This window comes from Jannaschia helgolandensis, from assembly GCF_900109285.1.
In the GTDB taxonomy this organism is placed as follows: domain Bacteria; phylum Pseudomonadota; class Alphaproteobacteria; order Rhodobacterales; family Rhodobacteraceae; genus Jannaschia; species Jannaschia helgolandensis.
Window position 1 is genome coordinate 781,722 of record NZ_FNZQ01000001.1, and the last position, 14,954, is coordinate 796,675.

Consider the following 14,954-nt stretch of genomic DNA (forward strand, 5'->3'; position numbering starts at 1 on the left):
ACCGCCGTGCATATACAGGTATTACGTCGGTATTACCCTTTTGCGGGGCGATGTCGTGATCCGGCTGGAACGTCGCCCGACCCCGTCCCGCGTCTGGGCCGCCGCCTCGCCCCTGGTGGCAGTGGCGCTGACGATGGTGGCGGGCGGATTGATGTTCGCGGCCCTGGGCAAGGACCCGTTCGAAGCGATCCGCACGATCTTCTGGGACCCGGTGTTCGGCGAGTTCGCCTGGTACTTCCGCGGCCAGCTTCTGGTCAAGGCCGCGCCGCTGATCCTGATCGCGGTCGGGTTGGCGATGGGATTCCGGGCGGGCATCTGGAACATCGGGGCCGAGGGGCAATACATCGTCGGCGCGATCTGCGGGGCTGCCGCCGGTCTGGCGTTCTATCCGTCCGAATCGTGGCTGATCTTTCCGCTGATGGTGATCGCGGGGGCCTTGGGCGGGTTCCTTTGGGCGATGATCCCGGCGCTGCTGAAACTGCGCTTCGGGACGAACGAGATTCTGGTGTCGCTGATGCTGGTCTATGTGGCCGAGAACCTGCTGGCCTCGGCTGCGGTGAACTGGCTCAGGAACCCGGACGCGGTGGGCTTTCCGGGCTCGCGCAATCTGGGCCGTTGGGAGGCGGCGTCGAACCCTGAACTGATCGCGGGCACCGGTGCGCATTGGGGGGTGGTCGCTGCCGTGATCGCGGTGATCTTCGCGCAGATCATGATGACGCGGCACCTGATGGGGTTCCAGATCCGGCTGGCCGGAGCGGCCCCGCGCGCGGCGCGCTTCGGTGGCGTCAACACCGCGCGGCTGGTGATATTCTGCCTTGGTCTGTCGGGGATGCTGGCGGGCCTGGCCGGGCTGTTTGAGGTGGCGGGGCCTGCGGGTCAGATCAGCATCGACTTTGCATCCGGCTATGGCTTCACGGCGATCATCGTGGCGTTTCTGGGCCGGTTGAACCCGCTGGGTATCGTCGCGGCGGGCCTGCTGATGGCGCTGACCTATGTGGGCGGCGAGGCGGCGGCAGCCAATCTGGGCCTGCCCGGCGCGGCGATCTCGGCGTTTCAGGGGATGCTGCTCTTCTTCCTGCTGGCCGTGGACGTGCTGTCGAATTTCCGGGTGCGGGTTGGCCGGGGGGTGGTGGCGTGACGACTGCCGCACAAAGGGTCCGCTCGATGGGCACCATCGGGCAGCCCCCGACGGCCCCCACCCGCGGCCGGGGGCTGCCCTGTATTATATACACCGCGGTCAGTAGCCGATTGCCGAGGATATTATGGACCTGAGCAGTATCTCCCCCACCCTTCTCATTGCGTCCCTGATGGTCGCGGCGACCCCGATTCTGCTGGCCGCCCTCGGCGAAATGGTCGTCGAAAAAGCAGGTGTCCTGAACCTCGGGGTCGAGGGGATGATGATCATGGGTGCGATCAGCGGCTTCATCGCGGGCGTCGAGACCGGGTCGCCGTGGCTGGGCTTTTTCGTCGCGGCCATCGGCGGGGCGGCCATGGCGTTGCTGTTCGGGGTGCTGACGCAGGTGTTATTGTCCAATCAGGTGGCGACCGGACTGGCGCTGACACTGTTCGGGTTGGGGCTGTCGAGCCTGTTCGGGCAGGGATACGTGGGCATCAAGGCGAACTCCCTGAAACGGCTCGACATGGGGTTTCTTTCCGATCTGCCGTTTTTCGGACGTGTCGTCTTCGGTCATGATCCCATCGTCTATCTGAGCCTTCTTCTGGTTTTCGCCGTCTGGGCGTTTCTGAAATTCACCCGCGCCGGGCTGGTCCTGCGGGCGGTGGGCGAGTCGCACGATGCGGCGCATGCGCTGGGCTATCACGTGCGCCGGGTGCGGATGATGGCGATTGCCTTTGGCGGGGCCTGCGCGGGCCTGGGCGGCGCGTATCTGTCGCTGGTCCGCGTGCCACAATGGACCGAGGGCATGACGGCGGGCGCGGGATGGATCGCACTGGCCATCGTCGTTTTCGCGTCATGGCGGGCGGGCCGGGTTCTGATTGGCGCCTATCTTTTCGGCGGTATCGTCGTGTTGCAGCTTAACTTGCAGACGGCCGGGGCGAAGGTTCCGGTGGAGTTGCTGTCGGCGGCCCCCTATCTTGTCACCATCATCGTCCTCGTGCTTATTTCCGGACGTGCCGGGCGGGGCGGAGACACACCTGCCGATCTGGGCAAACCGTTCCACGCGTCCACCTGAGCGACGCGGGTCACCAAAGGGGAGACTACAATGAAATTGACTACACTTCTGGCGGGCGCGATGGCGCTTGGCCTGTCCACGCCAGTCCTTGCCGACGCCCATGACCCGGTGAAGGTCGGCTTCATCTATGTCGGGCCGATCGGCGACGGCGGCTGGACCTATCAGCACGATCAGGGTCGTCTGGCCGTGGAAGCGGAATACGGCGACAAGGTCGAGACCGTGTTCCAGGAATCCGTGCCCGAAGGGGCCGACGCCGAACGCGCGATCACGCAAATGGCGCTGGGCGGGGCGGACATCATCTTCACCACATCCTTTGGATACGGAGAAGCGACGAATGCCGTCGCGGCCAAGTTCCCGGATGTGAAATTCGAACACGCGACAGGTTTCATGCGCGAGTATCCGAACGTGTCGACCTATGATGCGCGCTTCTACGAGGGCCGTGCCGTCACCGGCACACTGGCGGGTTATCTGACCGAGACGAACAAGATCGGCTATATCGGGTCGTTTCCGATCCCCGAGGTGATCCAGGGCATAAACGCCAGCTATCTGCACGCCAAGAAGATCAACCCGGACGTCGAGATGGTCGTGACCTGGGCCTATACCTGGTTCGACCCCGCGAAAGAGGCCGATGCCGCGCGCGCGATGATCGACCAGGGCGTCGACGTGATTCTGCAACACACCGATTCGACCGCGCCGCAGGCCGCCGCGCAGGAAGCCAACGAGAACGGGGGCCGGGTGTTCACCTTCGGTCAGGCGTCCGACATGGCACAGTTCAAGCCGAGCCCGCGGGTCGCATCCATCATCGACGACTGGGCCCCCTACTACATCGAACGTGTGGGCGCCGTCATTGACGGCACATGGGAGCAGCAGGCATCCTGGGGCGGCATGCCCGAAGGCGAGGTCGTCATCGGCGAGATCACCGATGCGGTGCCCGCCGAGGCGAAGGCCGCCGCAGAAGAGATGATCGCGGCGATCACGGCGGGCGAATACCATCCGTTCACCGGCCCGATCAACAAACAGGACGGCACGCCCTGGCTGGCTGACGGCGAAGTGGCCGATGATGGCACGCTGGCGGGCATGGATTTCTACGTCGAGGGTATTTCGGGCGATATCCCGAACTGATTTTCGGGTCAGATAAGATTGAAACGCCCGGCGGAGTGATCTGCCGGGCGTTTCTTGTCGACCACGGAAGCTTATCTATCTTTCCCGGCCTTCATGGTTTGTCGCCTCAGGCCGCGACATCCTTCCGTTTCAGCGTCGGATAGTCCACATATCCCCCGGCCCCGCCGCCGTAGAACGTATTCGGATCCGGGTCGTTGTATGGCCCGTCGGCGGCGATGCGGGCGGGCAGGTCGGGGTTGGCAAGGAACAGACGACCGTAGCAGATGGCGTCGGCCCGGTCCTCGGCCAGCCAACTTGCGCCTTCCGCGGGGTCGAAGCCGCCATTGACGATCAGCGGGCCGTCGAAGGCCGCACGCATCGATGCGACGATCTCGCCTGCCGCGGCTGCGTCACCGCCGCCGTGGCTGTTGGGGCGGACGACGTGCAGATAGGCCAGCCCGCGCCCGGCGCAGAGTTTCGCCACCGCCGTATAGGTGCCCTTGGGGTCGGCGTCGGAACTGCCGCCCGCACCGCCCGATGGCGACAGGCGGATGCCGATGCGGCCCGGATCCATCTCGTCGGCCAGGGCGTCGAGCACCTCGCCGACGATGCGGATGCGGTTTTCGACCGGACCGCCGTACTTGTCGTCGCGCGTATTGACCGACGAGCGGATGAACTGGTCCATCAGGTAGCCGTTGGCGGCATGCAGCTCGACTCCGTCAAACCCGGCGGCCAGCGCGCAGCGGGCCGCATGGCGATAGTCGGCGATCAGGCGGGGGATCTCGTCGGTGTCGAGCGCGCGGGCTTCGGGGTGCGGAAGGGTCGGGCCATCGGGGTGATAGTCACCGACAAAGGCCTCTCCCTCGGGCGTCCAGACCGATGACGACACCGGGGCCGCGTTGTTTTCCTGAAAGCAATTGTGCGAAATCGCGCCGACGTGCCAAAGCTGACAGAAGATGCGCCCGCCCGCGTTGTGCACGGCGTCGGTGACCAGCTTCCAGCCCTCGACCTGCTCGTCGGTATAGATACCTGGCGTCCAGGCGTAGCCCTGACCTTCGCGGCTGATCTGCGTCGCTTCGCCGACGATGAGGCCGGCACCGGCCCGTTGCGCATAATACAAAGCGTGCAGCGGCGTCTGGACGTGCCCCGGTACTTTGGAGCGCGAGCGGGTCAGCGGAGCCATCACGACCCGGTTGTCGAGGGTGATCGGCCCGATATCGAGCGGCGTGAACAGCGAGGCGTTGGCAGGCGTGTCGGTCATTGTCTGGCTCCAGAAGTAATCGGTTCACCTGCGACATAGGAGCGGATCGGCGCAGGCAAAGGTGCGCAGGCGCACGAGGTTCCCGCGATATCCGCCTATTCGCCGAACTCCGCCTGGTCGGGAATTCGACCGAAGGCGATCTTCGCGCCGGTATAAGGCACCTTGTGCGGCGGCAATTCACCGAAGCGGATGGTGTCCTGACCGAACCGGGCATTGAGCGCGTCGATCTGGGTGCAGAGCCGTTCGCGCGCCGTCTGCTGCCCCGCCGCGCGGTCTTCGAAAAGGTCGGCGACATGGGCCTGCCGGTCCTGCAGGCCGCCCAGCATGACCGATACCGACAGGGGGTAAGCACAGGTCAATCGCGCCCAGTAGCGACCGAAGGCCTGCGACAGGGCGAAGGTATCCTGCGTCGCCGTGATTTCCCCGTCGTGCGATTGCCGTCCGTGCTGCGCACATTCCAGACCGATATGCAGCGACCGGGCGAACAGCCCCTCGCGGCGCAGGCGGGAGGCTGATTTGATCAGCAGTCTGCGCGCCACCGCCCGCGCGCCCTCGGGCGTCCGGTTCAGGGGGGTCAGGCGCTGCCCGTGGCCCAGCGAATGACGCCGCGTGGCGGGATAAACCACGGTTTCGCCGTGGAGCTGGCGCAGGAAGCGCTCTCCTTCGACGCTGCCCCAAAGGTGCCGGGCCCGCGCGGGGGTCATCGCGAAAAGCTGAGCCACGGTGTCGATTTCCGCACGCGCCAGACGGGCCCCGATCCCGCGGGAGATGCCGGGCAGGTCCCGCAACTGAAGATGCGCGATCTTGCCCGGCAGCACGTCGACCGTCAGCCAGTCGAGGCCCGCGGGCTTGTGCAGTTCCGCCGCGATCTTGGCCAGAAGCTTGTTCGGCGCGACCCCAACCGAAGATGTCAGCGCCGGGTGCACCTGCGTCAGGATCGCGCGCTGCACCGCCGCCCCGATCTGCAAGGCGCGGGGCAGGATCTGCTGCGACCCGGTCAACCGGCAGGAGAATTCATCCACGGAATGCGTCCGGTCGATCGGCAGAACGGTGTCGACCGCCGCCCGGATACGGTGGTGATACTCGACGAAGACGTCGTGTTTCGCCGCCCGAAAGACGATGCCGGGGCAAAGTTTGCGCGCCTCGGCCACACGGGTGCCCATGCCGATGCCGCGCATCTTGGCCTCGCGGCTGGCGGCGATCAGGGCGGCGCCGGGCGCATCCGTCGTCACCACGCCAAGGGGTCGGCCCATCAGCACCGGCTCCTCTGCCTGACAGACCGAGGCAAAGTAGGAGTTCATATCGAAGAAAAGGGTGGAGACGCGGATTTCCATGGTTCTGCCTGCAGATTCGGGGGCTCAAGCAAGTCTGGAACAAAAAGAGAACATTTGAAAGGTGCACGCTTGGCGACGGGGCTGGCCTGGGCTAGGATCAATCCATGACTGAAATCACAAGCCTGAACGGCACCGCCCTTTCGCCCCTTTGTTTCGGCACGATGCAGTTCGGCGGCAAGGCCGACGCAGCAGACAGCCGGGCAATGTTCGACGCCTGTCGCGCGGCGGGGGTGACATTCTTCGACACCGCCCATGTCTATACCGACGGCGCATCCGAGACCCTGCTGGGGGAGTTTGCGGCGGCCGAGCGCGAGAGTCTGATCGTCGCGACCAAGGCGGCCTATGGTGAGGGCGCAGGACGCAGGAACATTCTCGACAGTCTGGAGACCAGCCGCAAACGGATGAAGATGGACGTGATCGACATCCTGTATCTGCACCGCTGGGACGGCGACACGCCGCTGGAGGAGAGCTTCGAGACGCTGGCCCGCCTGCAATCGGACGGCACGATCCGCCACATCGCCGTCAGCAACTTCGCCGCCTGGCAGGTGGTCAAGGCGCAGGGTGTGGCCGCGACCTTCGACACCCGCATCGACATGATCCAGCCGATGTATTCCCTGGTCAAGCGACAGGCGGAGGTCGAGATTCTGCCGATGGCAGCCGATCAGGGTATCGCGGTCGCGCCCTACTCGCCCCTGGGCGGGGGGCTGCTGTCCGGCAAATACGCGCAGGGCGGCACCGGGCGGCTGACGGAAGACGACCGCTATGCCGCGCGCTATGCCCCGGACTGGATGCATGCCGCGGCGCGCGGGCTATCTGAACTGGCGTCCGAGGTCGGTCTGCACCCTGCGACACTGGCCGTCGCATGGGTCGCGTCGCACCCGGCGGTCACCGCGCCGATCATCAGCGCGCGCAACGCCCAACAGCTGGCTCCGTCACTGGCCGCGTCGGACGTGACGCTGGACCCCGATCTGATGGCACGGCTGACCGCGTTGACACCGACGCCCGCCCCCGCGACCGATCGGCTGGAAGAGGTCTAGGCCGTGGCATCTGTCCACGTCGCTACCATCGAATGGGTTCGCGACGGGGCCGATTTCGCGGATAGCGCCTATGCCCGGCGGCACCACTGGACGTTCGACGGTGGCGCGGTAATCGCGGCCTCCTCCTCGCCACATGTCGTGCCGGTGCCGATGTCCGATGCCAGTGCCGTCGATCCCGAGGAGGCATTCGTCGCGGCCCTGTCGTCGTGCCACATGCTGTGGTTTCTGGACCTGGCGCGGCGCGGCGGGTTCACGGTCGACCGCTACGCAGATGCGGCGACCGGCACGATGGGACGAACCGGCGAGGGTGCGTTCTGGGTCGCGAAGGTCGATCTGCATCCGGTGACGGATTGGGTGGGCGATGGCCCGGACGCGGCGGCATTGCGCGCGTTGCACGACGCGGCGCATCAGGCCTGTTTCATCGCCAACTCCGTCCGGTCCGAGGTCGTCGTGCACCTGGACTGATGCAAGGACCTGACTGATCGGCGCGAAAAACAGGGCGTTCCTGTCGTGCCGCTTGAGGGAGTCTGCCGTGATGTGACAGTGTTCCGCCCGTGGAATGGGATTTTCTGATTATCGGCGGGGGCATCGCCGGGGCATCTGTCGGCGCGGCGCTGGCTGACCATGGCTCTGTCGCCTTGTGGGAGGCGGAGGACGCCTTTGGCTATCACGCGTCCGGCCGGTCCGCCGCCCTGTTCGAGGAGAGCTATGGCCTGCCGCCGGTCGTCGCGCTGAACCGGGCCTCGCGGGCGGATCACGCAGCGAATGGCTGGATGACGCCGCGCGGGCTGATGCTGCTGGCTGTGGCGGGACAGGAAGACACCTTCGATCACGACCTGACGCATATGGCGATGGAACCGCTGTCGCTGGACGAGGCTCGCGCGATGGTCCCGATCCTGTCGCCGGACGTCACGCGCGCCGCGCTCCACGTCGAGGCCTTCGATCTCGATACGGACGCGATGATCCAGACCGGCCTGAGGGCTGTCGGGCAAGCGCGGGCCGGGCGGCGGGTGACCACGATCACACGCATTGCGGGCGGCTGGCGCGTGCAGGCCGGACCGGATGAAGCGACCGCGCGGCAGATCGTGAACGCCGCCGGACCCTGGGCCGACAGGATTGCCGCCATGGCCGGGGTGCGCCCGCTGGGCCTGACGCCACTGCGCCGGTCGATGGCGCGGATCAGGGCACCCGGCGGTCACGACGTCGCCCGCTGGCCGATGCTTATGGGAGCAGGCGAGACATGGTACGCAAAGCCCGATGCGGGCGCGCTGATCGTATCCCCGGCAGAGGAAGCGCCGTCCGACCCGGTGGATGCCTTCGCCGACGACATGACCCTGGCGGAAGGCATGGCCCGCTATCAGGCGGCGGTGACGCCCGAGGTGACGCGCCCGATCTCGACCTGGGCCGGTCTGCGGACGTTCACACCGGATCGCTGTCTGGCGCTTGGCGGATCCGAGGTCGAGGGGTTCTGGTGGTGCGCCGGGCAGGGCGGCTATGGGTTCCAGACGGCCCCTGCCGCCGCGCGTCTGCTGGCCGACCTGATTGCGGGGCGCGCGCCCGAACTCGATACGGCGACGGTTGCGGCGCTTGATCCGGGGCGGCTTCGGTGATGCGCCGCCTTCGATTGCCGGATGCGCCGCTGCCCGACAAGGATGGACGGCTGACCGCCGCTGCCGCCGCCCGCAACCGCGAGGCCATTCTGGGCGTCCTGCTTCCCCGTCTGCCGCGTCAGGGCGATGTGCTGGAAATCGCGTCCGGCACCGGCCAGCATATCGCCGCGCTGGCGGCGCACCGGCCCGATCTGTCGTTCCATCCCAGCGATCCCGACCCGGTGCGCCGGGTGTCCATCGATGCCTATTGCACGGGTTTGCCAAATGTCGCGCAAGCGGGCGATCTGGATGCCTGCCAACCCGGATGGGCGATCGAAGCGGCAATGGATATGGTGTTGATCGTCAACCTGCTGCACCTGATTTCAGATGGCGAACTATCGATTCTGCTGGACGAGGTGCGGCGGATCCTTGCCCCGGATGGTCTGCTGTCGATCTATGGACCGTTTCTGCGGGGCGGCCAGACGACCAGCGACGGCGACCGTGCGTTCGATGCCAGCTTGCGGGCGCAGGACGCGGCCATCGGCTACAAGGAGATCGAGGCGATCCAATCCGTTCTGACCGCACTCGACCTGTCCGTCGAACTTGTCGAAATGCCCGCGAACAATCTGATGATTCTTGCACGAGCGCCGATGGTTTCGGGGCTTTAGACGCCCAACCGCAGGCGCAGATCGTCCAGGTCCGTCTTCTGCGATTTGGTCCACTTCGCCGTCCGCGACCGGAACAAGGTCGCCTGACTGGCATGGATCATGCCGTCGGACAGCACCTTCAGATGGTTCGCGCGCAGGGTCTCGCCGGTCGAGGTGATATCGGCGATCATCTCGGCGGTATGGTTCAGGACGGTGCCTTCGGTTGCGCCCTGACTGTCAACAAGTTGATAGTCAGCCACGCCGTTATCCTGAAGGAATTCGCGCACCTGCCGGTGATATTTCGTCGCGATCCGCAGGCGGTGCCCGTGCCGCGCCCGGAATTGCGCCGCGGCGGCGTCCAGATCGTCCAGCGTGTCCACGTCGATCCAGACCTTCGGCACGGCAAGGATCAGATCGGCGTGACCGAAGTCCATCCTGGCAAGGGTCTCGACCTTGCTGTTCCAGCGGGTCAGCTTTTCGCGCACCAGATCGCTGCCGGTGACGCCCAGATGAAGGCGTCCCTCGGCCAGTTCGCGCGGCACCTCGCCCGCCGAAAGCAGGACCAGCGCGATATCGGCACCGTCCACCCGGCCCGCGTATTCGCGGTCGGACCCGGTGCGCGACAGGGTCAGGCCGTGCTTCCCGAACCAGTCGAAGGTCTTTTCCATCAACCGCCCCTTGGACGGCACGCCAAGCCGGATCATGCAAGATCTCCCAGCAGGCCGGGGCGGATCACGCCACCGACCGCGGGTACACCGCGTCCGCGGCCCAGAACGGATGTCAGCGCATCGTAGCGTCCGCCGGTCGCCAGGGGCGCCAGATCGAGACGGCCCGGCGCGGTAAACGTGAAGGTGAACCCGTCATAATATTCCATCGCCGTGCGGCCCCGTGCGGGTGCGAACGGCAGGGTATCGGGCGTGTGCCCCCGACGGGCCAACGCTGCAGCCCGCGCTTCCAGCCGGTCGATGGCCGGGATCAGGCTGGGCAGGTCGACGGCCATATCCCGCAACGGCGAGATCGCCTGCGCCATCGGGCAATCCAGCGCAAGAAGCATGCCGATCACTTCGGCCTCGGTGTGCGAAACCGGCGGCAGGGCGGCGTCTTCCGTCAGTGCCCTGACACGTGCCGCGATCTCGTCCGCGCTGCGCAACCCGACAGCCGGGCCTGCCGCATCGATCAGCGCTTCGACAGAGGTTTCGGCGACCTGTGCCAGCAAAGCGGTGCGCGTGGCGGGCACCGCGGCCTTGCCGGTGAACCGGTCCATCAAGCGGCGGAAGCGGCTGGGCCGCCAGATGTGACGGCGCAGCGCGGCACGACGCGGCTCGGACGTGGTCAAACCATCGACGGCGGCGGTCAGGATGCCCAGATCGCCGGTCACCGGATGGGTCGACCACGGGGCGAGGGCCGTGGCGATCAGGTCGAAGACCTCCGCATCGGCGGCGGCGGGATCGGTGCCGTCGAAGACCTCGAACCCGACTTGCAGGTATTCGCGGGGGCGGCCCTCGTCGACCTCCTGACGCCGGAAGACTTCGCCCGCATAACAGTACCGTGCGACGTCCGCCCCGTTGTTCATGTGCGCCTGAACGACGGGCACCGTGAAGTCCGGGCGCAGCATCGCCTCGCCCGTCAGCGGGTCATGGGTGGTGAAGGCGCGGGCGCGGATATCTTCGCCATACAGATCCAGCAGGGTGCCCGCCGGTTGCAGGATTTCGGTCTCGACAAGGGTCGCGCCCGCGTCGAGGAAACCTTGCAGAAGGGCCGCGGCCCGTTGGCGGTCGGCGGTGCGGATCATGCCAGAAGCGACTGGATGAATGGCACGAGGTCGGCCAGTTTCACTTCGGTCTGGGAGGGGTTTTCCTTCCATTCCTCGACCGTCGCGTCCTGCGCCAGTTTCGCGCCGAGGATCAGGTCCTTGACCTGCACGACACCGCGCGCGGCCTCGTCCGTGCCCTGGATGATGGCCGCCGGGGAGCCGCGTTTGTCGGCGTATTTCAACTGGTTGCCGAAGTTCTTCGGGTTGCCCAGGTAGACCTCCGCCCGGATGCCCGCCTGCCGCAGCGTGGCGCAGATCGACTGGTAATCGGCCATCCGGTCGCGGTCCATCACGGTCACGATGACCGGGCCCTGCGGCGTTCTGTCGATGCGCCCCTTGGCGGTCAGGGCGGCCAGCAAACGGTCGACGCCGATGGAAACGCCGGTGGCGGGCACGGCCTGTCCGGTGAAGCGCGTGACCAGATCGTCGTAGCGCCCGCCGCCGGCAACGGAGCCGAATTGCCGTGGGCGGCCCTTCTCGTCCTTGATCTCGAAGGTCAGTTCGGCCTCGTAGACCGGGCCGGTGTAGTAGCCGAGCCCGCGCACGACGGAGGGGTCGATGACGATCCGGTCGGGGCCGTAGCCTTGGGCGCCGAGGAGTTGAGAAATCTGACGGAGTTCTTCGATACCATCTGCACCAACAGGGCTTTCGCCCACAGCGATCAGTAAGTTCGCAAGAGTTTCTTTTGAAGTCGAACCCTTTGAAGTTAAAAACGCAATGACAGGGTCCGCTTGAGAATCGGTGAGACCGACCCCATCGATGAACGCACCCGATTCATCTTTTCGGCCTACCGTCAGAAGCTGCTTTACGCCCGTAGCACCGACTCTATCAAATTTATCGATCGTTCTAAGAACGTCATCTCGCTTGGTTGCGGTGTCGTAGGCTGCGCCAAGCTGTGCGTCTTCTGTGCCTTCATCAAAACCGAAAACACTGTGGAGCACCCCAGTCAAAACCTTCCGGTTGTTCACCCGGATCACATAGTCCCCGCGCTCGATCCCCACCGCCTCCAGCGTATCGGCCAGCATCGCGCAGATCTCCGCATCCGCCGCCACGCTCGCCGTGCCCACCGTATCCGCATCGCACTGATAGAACTGCCGAAACCGCCCCGGTCCGGGTTTCTCGTTGCGCCAGACGGGGCCCATCGCATAGCGGCGATAGGGTGTGGGCAGATCGTTGCGGTGCTGGGCATAGACGCGGGCCAGCGGGGCGGTCAGGTCATAGCGCAGGGCCATCCAGTCGCCGTCATCCTCGCCCGCTTCCTGCCACGCGAAGACACCCGCGTTCGGGCGGTCGACGTCGGGCAGGAACTTGCCCAGGCTCTCGACGGTTTCGACGGCGGCGCTTTCCAGAGCCTCGAACCCATAGAGGTGGTAGACCTCGGCGATCTTGTCCAGCATGGCCTTGCGTTCGGTCACTTCAGCGCCGAAATAGTCGCGGAACCCCTTGGGCGTTTCGGCCCGGGGGCGGCGGATCTTGTCTTTTTTGGCCATGTCGCTTCCGATCCCGTCAATCGCCCGCGTGCATACGTCCAGCGCCCTGCGCGCGCAACCTGAGGACACCTTCATGCAAGACCTCGAAGAACGCATCGCTCATCTGACCCGGCAGGTCGAGGACCTGTCCGATGTCGTCGCGCGTCAGGCCGACGAGATCACGACCCTGCAACGCCGCGTGTTGCGCCTTATGGAACGCGCCGCCACTGCGGAGGCCTCAGGCGGGGCTTCCGTCCCGCTGGCCGATCAGCGCCCGCCGCATTGGTAGGGCCGCGCTGATCGACGAACCCACCGAGTTACGCTGGTACAGTCGAGGGACGGGTCGCAGGCTGGCAGGACCCGAGCCTCAGGCGGAGGCGTCTCTGGCCTGCTGCGGTCCCGGTCAGTCGGCGACCGGGATGCGCCCGTCCAGTTCGTCCTCGATATGCGCGCGGATGATGGCATCCATGTCCGGCTCGGCCTCGAACCCCAGGGCGCGGGCACGGGCCGGGTCGAAGGCCTGCGGCCAGCCCGCCACGATCTTTGCGATCGTCGCGTCCGGTTCGCGCCGGATCAGGGCGACGGCTTTCGGTCCCGCGATCCGCTCCAGCGCCGCGATCTCGTCGCCCACTGTGGCATCGACGCCGGGCAGCGACAGGGCGCGGTTCTGCCCAAGCGGCGTCAGATCCATCTCGGCGGCATGGATCAGAAACCCCACGGCGGCGCGGGGTGAGGCAAACCAGTGTCGCGTTGTATCGGGCACCGGCAGAACCGCCGGATCGCCCACCAGAGGCTCCCGCAGGATCGAGGAATAGAAGCCCGAGGCAGCCGCGTTCGGCTTGCCCGGCCGGATGCAGATCGTCGGCAGGCGCAGGGCGATCCCGTCCAGCGCGCCGCGCCGGGACAGGTCGGAGATCAGCATCTCTCCCATCGCCTTCTGCGTGCCGTAACTGGTCAGCGGCAAGGTCGGCTGATCGTCGGGAATGACATCGGGCAGAGGTGCCCCGAAAACCGCGATGGACGACGCGAAAACAAAGCGCGGGCGATAATCCTCCTGCCGGGTGATTGCGTCGCAAAGCGCCAGCGTGCCGTGCAGGTTGACGGCGTATCCCTTGTGCAGATCGGCTTCCGCCTCGCCCGAGACGATGGCGGCCAGGTGGAAGATCACGTCCGGTCGCGCGTCGATCAGGGCGGGGGCGGCGGCGGCGTCCGACAGGTCGGCGGCCAGGGCCGCGCCGGGGACCCCGTCGGGCAGCACCGGAGCCGTGATATCCACCAGGGTCAGTCCGGTGATCGGCTGGTCCTGCAAGCTGCCTTTCGCCACCAGGGCTGCCGTCAATTTGCGACCGATCATGCCGGACGCGCCTGTGATGAGAATGTGCATGGCCGTTCCTTCCGCCAGATATATCGTCACGCTAGGCGACGGGGCGGCCCTGTGCCAGCCCCGCCGGATCGCAGATCGTCAGGTCAGCCCATGTGCGGCGAATAACGCGGCCACATTTTCCTGCGGGCGGGGACCGAAGTGGCCGATGACTTCATGCGCGCAGACCACGCCCATGCGCGCCGCCGTTTCCAGGTCGCGGCCCGATGCCACGCCATACAGGAAACCGGCGGCGAACTGATCGCCCGCGCCGGTGGCGTCGACGACCTGCGTCGGCGTGACGGGCGCGGTCAAGCGGGTATCGCCCGACCGGACCCAGACGTCTTCTCCGCTGCGCGTGCAGACGACGACATCACAAACCTCGGCCGCCTTGCCGATGGCGCGGTCCAGATCGTCGGTTTCATACAGCGTCGTCCATTCGGCGGCGTTGCCGATGGCGATGTCCATACCGTCGGCGATCAGGCGCAGGAAATCGTCGCGGTGGCGGTCGGCACAGAATGGGTCGCTGAGGGTGATGGCGGATCGCCCGCCTGCGGCTTTCATTTTGGCGGCGGCCTCGGCGAAGGCGGTTTTTCCCTCGGGCTTGTCGAACAGGTAACCTTCAAGGAAGAGCAGCCCTCCGCCGTCGAACATGTCGGGCACTTCCGACGACGAGATATCGGCACCCGCCCCCAGATAGGTGTTCATCGACCTCTCCCCGTCGGGCGAGACGAAGATCATCGACCGCGACGTTGGCAGGTCCACGGCCTGCGGCGGATACGGAAAGGCCGTGCCGGACGCTTCCATCGTCTGCGCGTAAAACCGCCCCAGCGCGTCGTCTTTCACCTTGCCGATGAACGCCGTCGACAGGCCCAGCGCACCGATTCCGGCCAGCGTGTTGGCGACCGATCCGCCGGGCGCTTCGACCCGTTCGGACATGGAGGCATAGAGAAGTTCCGCACGCTCCCGCTCGATCAGCTGCATGATGCCCTTTTCGATGCCCATCTGGTCGAGGAATGTGTCCGGCGCGGGCGAGATCACGTCGACGATGGCGTTGCCGATGCCGATGACGTCGTAGGTCTGGTTCATGGAGGCGTCCTTGATGATAGCGTCCGAGCGGGCGTTCTGCCGCCGCACGGTTGAGATATTTG

At 66.2% G+C, this 14,954-nt stretch carries 15 protein-coding genes; 8 read left to right on the forward strand and 7 right to left on the reverse strand.

Features of this window, described 5'->3' with window-relative positions:
* Positions 1-55 precede the first annotated feature (55 nt).
* The 3 genes from BMY38_RS03735 to BMY38_RS03745 all read left to right on the forward strand — a co-directional run bounded on the left by BMY38_RS03735 (position 56) and on the right by BMY38_RS03745 (position 3,314).
* Entirely contained in the window at positions 56-1,138 is a 1,083-nt protein-coding gene (locus BMY38_RS03735) for an ABC transporter permease (protein ID WP_092761171.1), read from the forward strand.
* Positions 1,139-1,262: 124 nt separating this feature from the next.
* Entirely contained in the window at positions 1,263-2,192 is a 930-nt protein-coding gene (locus BMY38_RS03740; RefSeq protein ID WP_092759866.1) for an ABC transporter permease, read from the forward strand.
* A gap of 30 nt (positions 2,193-2,222) precedes the next feature.
* Positions 2,223-3,314: a BMP family ABC transporter substrate-binding protein gene (locus tag BMY38_RS03745; protein ID WP_092759868.1), complete on the forward strand. Its 1,092-nt coding sequence runs from the start codon at positions 2,223-2,225 to the stop codon at positions 3,312-3,314.
* Between the two features lie 106 nt (positions 3,315-3,420).
* On the opposite strand, the gene BMY38_RS03750 is transcribed toward BMY38_RS03745, so the two are convergent.
* Entirely contained in the window at positions 3,421-4,554 is a 1,134-nt protein-coding gene (locus BMY38_RS03750; RefSeq protein WP_092759870.1) for an alkene reductase, read from the reverse strand.
* Positions 4,555-4,649: 95 nt separating this feature from the next.
* Entirely contained in the window at positions 4,650-5,888 is a 1,239-nt protein-coding gene (locus tag BMY38_RS03755; protein ID WP_092759872.1) for a Y-family DNA polymerase, read from the reverse strand.
* Between the two features lie 104 nt (positions 5,889-5,992).
* Here BMY38_RS03755 and BMY38_RS03760 point away from each other — a divergent pair, with 104 nt between their 5' ends.
* The 4 genes from BMY38_RS03760 (at position 5,993) to BMY38_RS03775 (ending at position 9,182) form a co-directional block, all read left to right on the forward strand.
* Entirely contained in the window at positions 5,993-6,925 is a 933-nt protein-coding gene (locus tag BMY38_RS03760; RefSeq protein WP_092759874.1) for an aldo/keto reductase, read from the forward strand.
* Between the two features lie 3 nt (positions 6,926-6,928).
* The gene (locus BMY38_RS03765; protein WP_092759876.1) at positions 6,929-7,390 is read left to right on the forward strand and encodes an OsmC family protein; all 462 of its coding nucleotides are present in this window, start codon (positions 6,929-6,931) and stop codon (positions 7,388-7,390) included.
* A gap of 89 nt (positions 7,391-7,479) precedes the next feature.
* On the forward strand, positions 7,480-8,535 hold the full coding sequence (locus BMY38_RS03770; protein ID WP_092759878.1) for an NAD(P)/FAD-dependent oxidoreductase: 1,056 nt from the start codon (positions 7,480-7,482) through the stop codon (positions 8,533-8,535).
* The gene (locus tag BMY38_RS03775; protein ID WP_092759880.1) at positions 8,535-9,182 is read left to right on the forward strand and encodes a DUF938 domain-containing protein; all 648 of its coding nucleotides are present in this window, start codon (positions 8,535-8,537) and stop codon (positions 9,180-9,182) included. The genes BMY38_RS03770 and BMY38_RS03775 overlap by 1 nt, the downstream gene beginning before the upstream one ends.
* Here the strand turns inward: BMY38_RS03775 and hisG are convergent.
* Genes hisG through hisS form a run of 3 tightly spaced genes read right to left on the reverse strand, consistent with a single transcriptional unit; the run spans position 9,179 to position 12,464 of the window.
* Positions 9,179-9,865, reverse strand: coding sequence for an ATP phosphoribosyltransferase (gene hisG / locus BMY38_RS03780; RefSeq protein WP_092759882.1), 687 nt, complete (start codon positions 9,863-9,865; stop codon positions 9,179-9,181). The genes BMY38_RS03775 and hisG overlap by 4 nt on opposite strands.
* Positions 9,862-10,953 (reverse strand): ATP phosphoribosyltransferase regulatory subunit, encoded by a 1,092-nt coding sequence (locus BMY38_RS03785; protein WP_092759884.1) that lies wholly within the window; start codon positions 10,951-10,953, stop codon positions 9,862-9,864. Before BMY38_RS03785 ends, hisG begins: the two co-directional genes overlap by 4 nt.
* Positions 10,950-12,464, reverse strand: coding sequence for a histidine--tRNA ligase (hisS, locus tag BMY38_RS03790; RefSeq protein WP_092759886.1), 1,515 nt, complete (start codon positions 12,462-12,464; stop codon positions 10,950-10,952). Before hisS ends, BMY38_RS03785 begins: the two co-directional genes overlap by 4 nt.
* Positions 12,465-12,537: 73 nt before the next feature.
* On the opposite strand from hisS, the gene BMY38_RS03795 reads away from it, so the two are divergent.
* Positions 12,538-12,732 (forward strand): SlyX family protein, encoded by a 195-nt coding sequence (locus tag BMY38_RS03795; RefSeq protein WP_092761173.1) that lies wholly within the window; start codon positions 12,538-12,540, stop codon positions 12,730-12,732.
* A gap of 114 nt (positions 12,733-12,846) precedes the next feature.
* On the opposite strand, the gene denD is transcribed toward BMY38_RS03795, so the two are convergent.
* Positions 12,847-13,827 (reverse strand): D-erythronate dehydrogenase, encoded by a 981-nt coding sequence (denD, locus tag BMY38_RS03800; protein WP_092759888.1) that lies wholly within the window; start codon positions 13,825-13,827, stop codon positions 12,847-12,849.
* A 78-nt stretch (positions 13,828-13,905) separates the two neighbouring features.
* Positions 13,906-14,892, reverse strand: coding sequence for an adenosine kinase (locus BMY38_RS03805; protein ID WP_092759890.1), 987 nt, complete (start codon positions 14,890-14,892; stop codon positions 13,906-13,908).
* Positions 14,893-14,954: the final 62 nt, after the last annotated feature.

Excerpts from the sequence above, each read along its gene's own strand:
- BMY38_RS03740 (WP_092759866.1), top strand. The coding sequence starts at position 1,263 with ATGGACCTGAGCAGTATCTCCCCCACCCTTCTCATTGCGTCCCTGATG.
- BMY38_RS03745 (WP_092759868.1), top strand. The coding sequence starts at position 2,223 with ATGAAATTGACTACACTTCTGGCGGGCGCGATGGCGCTTGGCCTGTCC.
- BMY38_RS03750 (WP_092759870.1), bottom strand. The coding sequence starts at position 4,554 with ATGACCGACACGCCTGCCAACGCCTCGCTGTTCACGCCGCTCGATATC.
- BMY38_RS03755 (WP_092759872.1), bottom strand. The coding sequence starts at position 5,888 with ATGGAAATCCGCGTCTCCACCCTTTTCTTCGATATGAACTCCTACTTT.
- BMY38_RS03760 (WP_092759874.1), top strand. The coding sequence starts at position 5,993 with ATGACTGAAATCACAAGCCTGAACGGCACCGCCCTTTCGCCCCTTTGT.
- BMY38_RS03775 (WP_092759880.1), top strand. The coding sequence starts at position 8,535 with ATGCGCCGCCTTCGATTGCCGGATGCGCCGCTGCCCGACAAGGATGGA.
- hisG (WP_092759882.1), bottom strand. The coding sequence starts at position 9,865 with ATGATCCGGCTTGGCGTGCCGTCCAAGGGGCGGTTGATGGAAAAGACC.
- BMY38_RS03785 (WP_092759884.1), bottom strand. The coding sequence starts at position 10,953 with ATGATCCGCACCGCCGACCGCCAACGGGCCGCGGCCCTTCTGCAAGGT.
- hisS (WP_092759886.1), bottom strand. The coding sequence starts at position 12,464 with ATGGCCAAAAAAGACAAGATCCGCCGCCCCCGGGCCGAAACGCCCAAG.
- BMY38_RS03795 (WP_092761173.1), top strand. The coding sequence starts at position 12,538 with ATGCAAGACCTCGAAGAACGCATCGCTCATCTGACCCGGCAGGTCGAG.
- denD (WP_092759888.1), bottom strand. The coding sequence starts at position 13,827 with ATGCACATTCTCATCACAGGCGCGTCCGGCATGATCGGTCGCAAATTG.
- BMY38_RS03805 (WP_092759890.1), bottom strand. The coding sequence starts at position 14,892 with ATGAACCAGACCTACGACGTCATCGGCATCGGCAACGCCATCGTCGAC.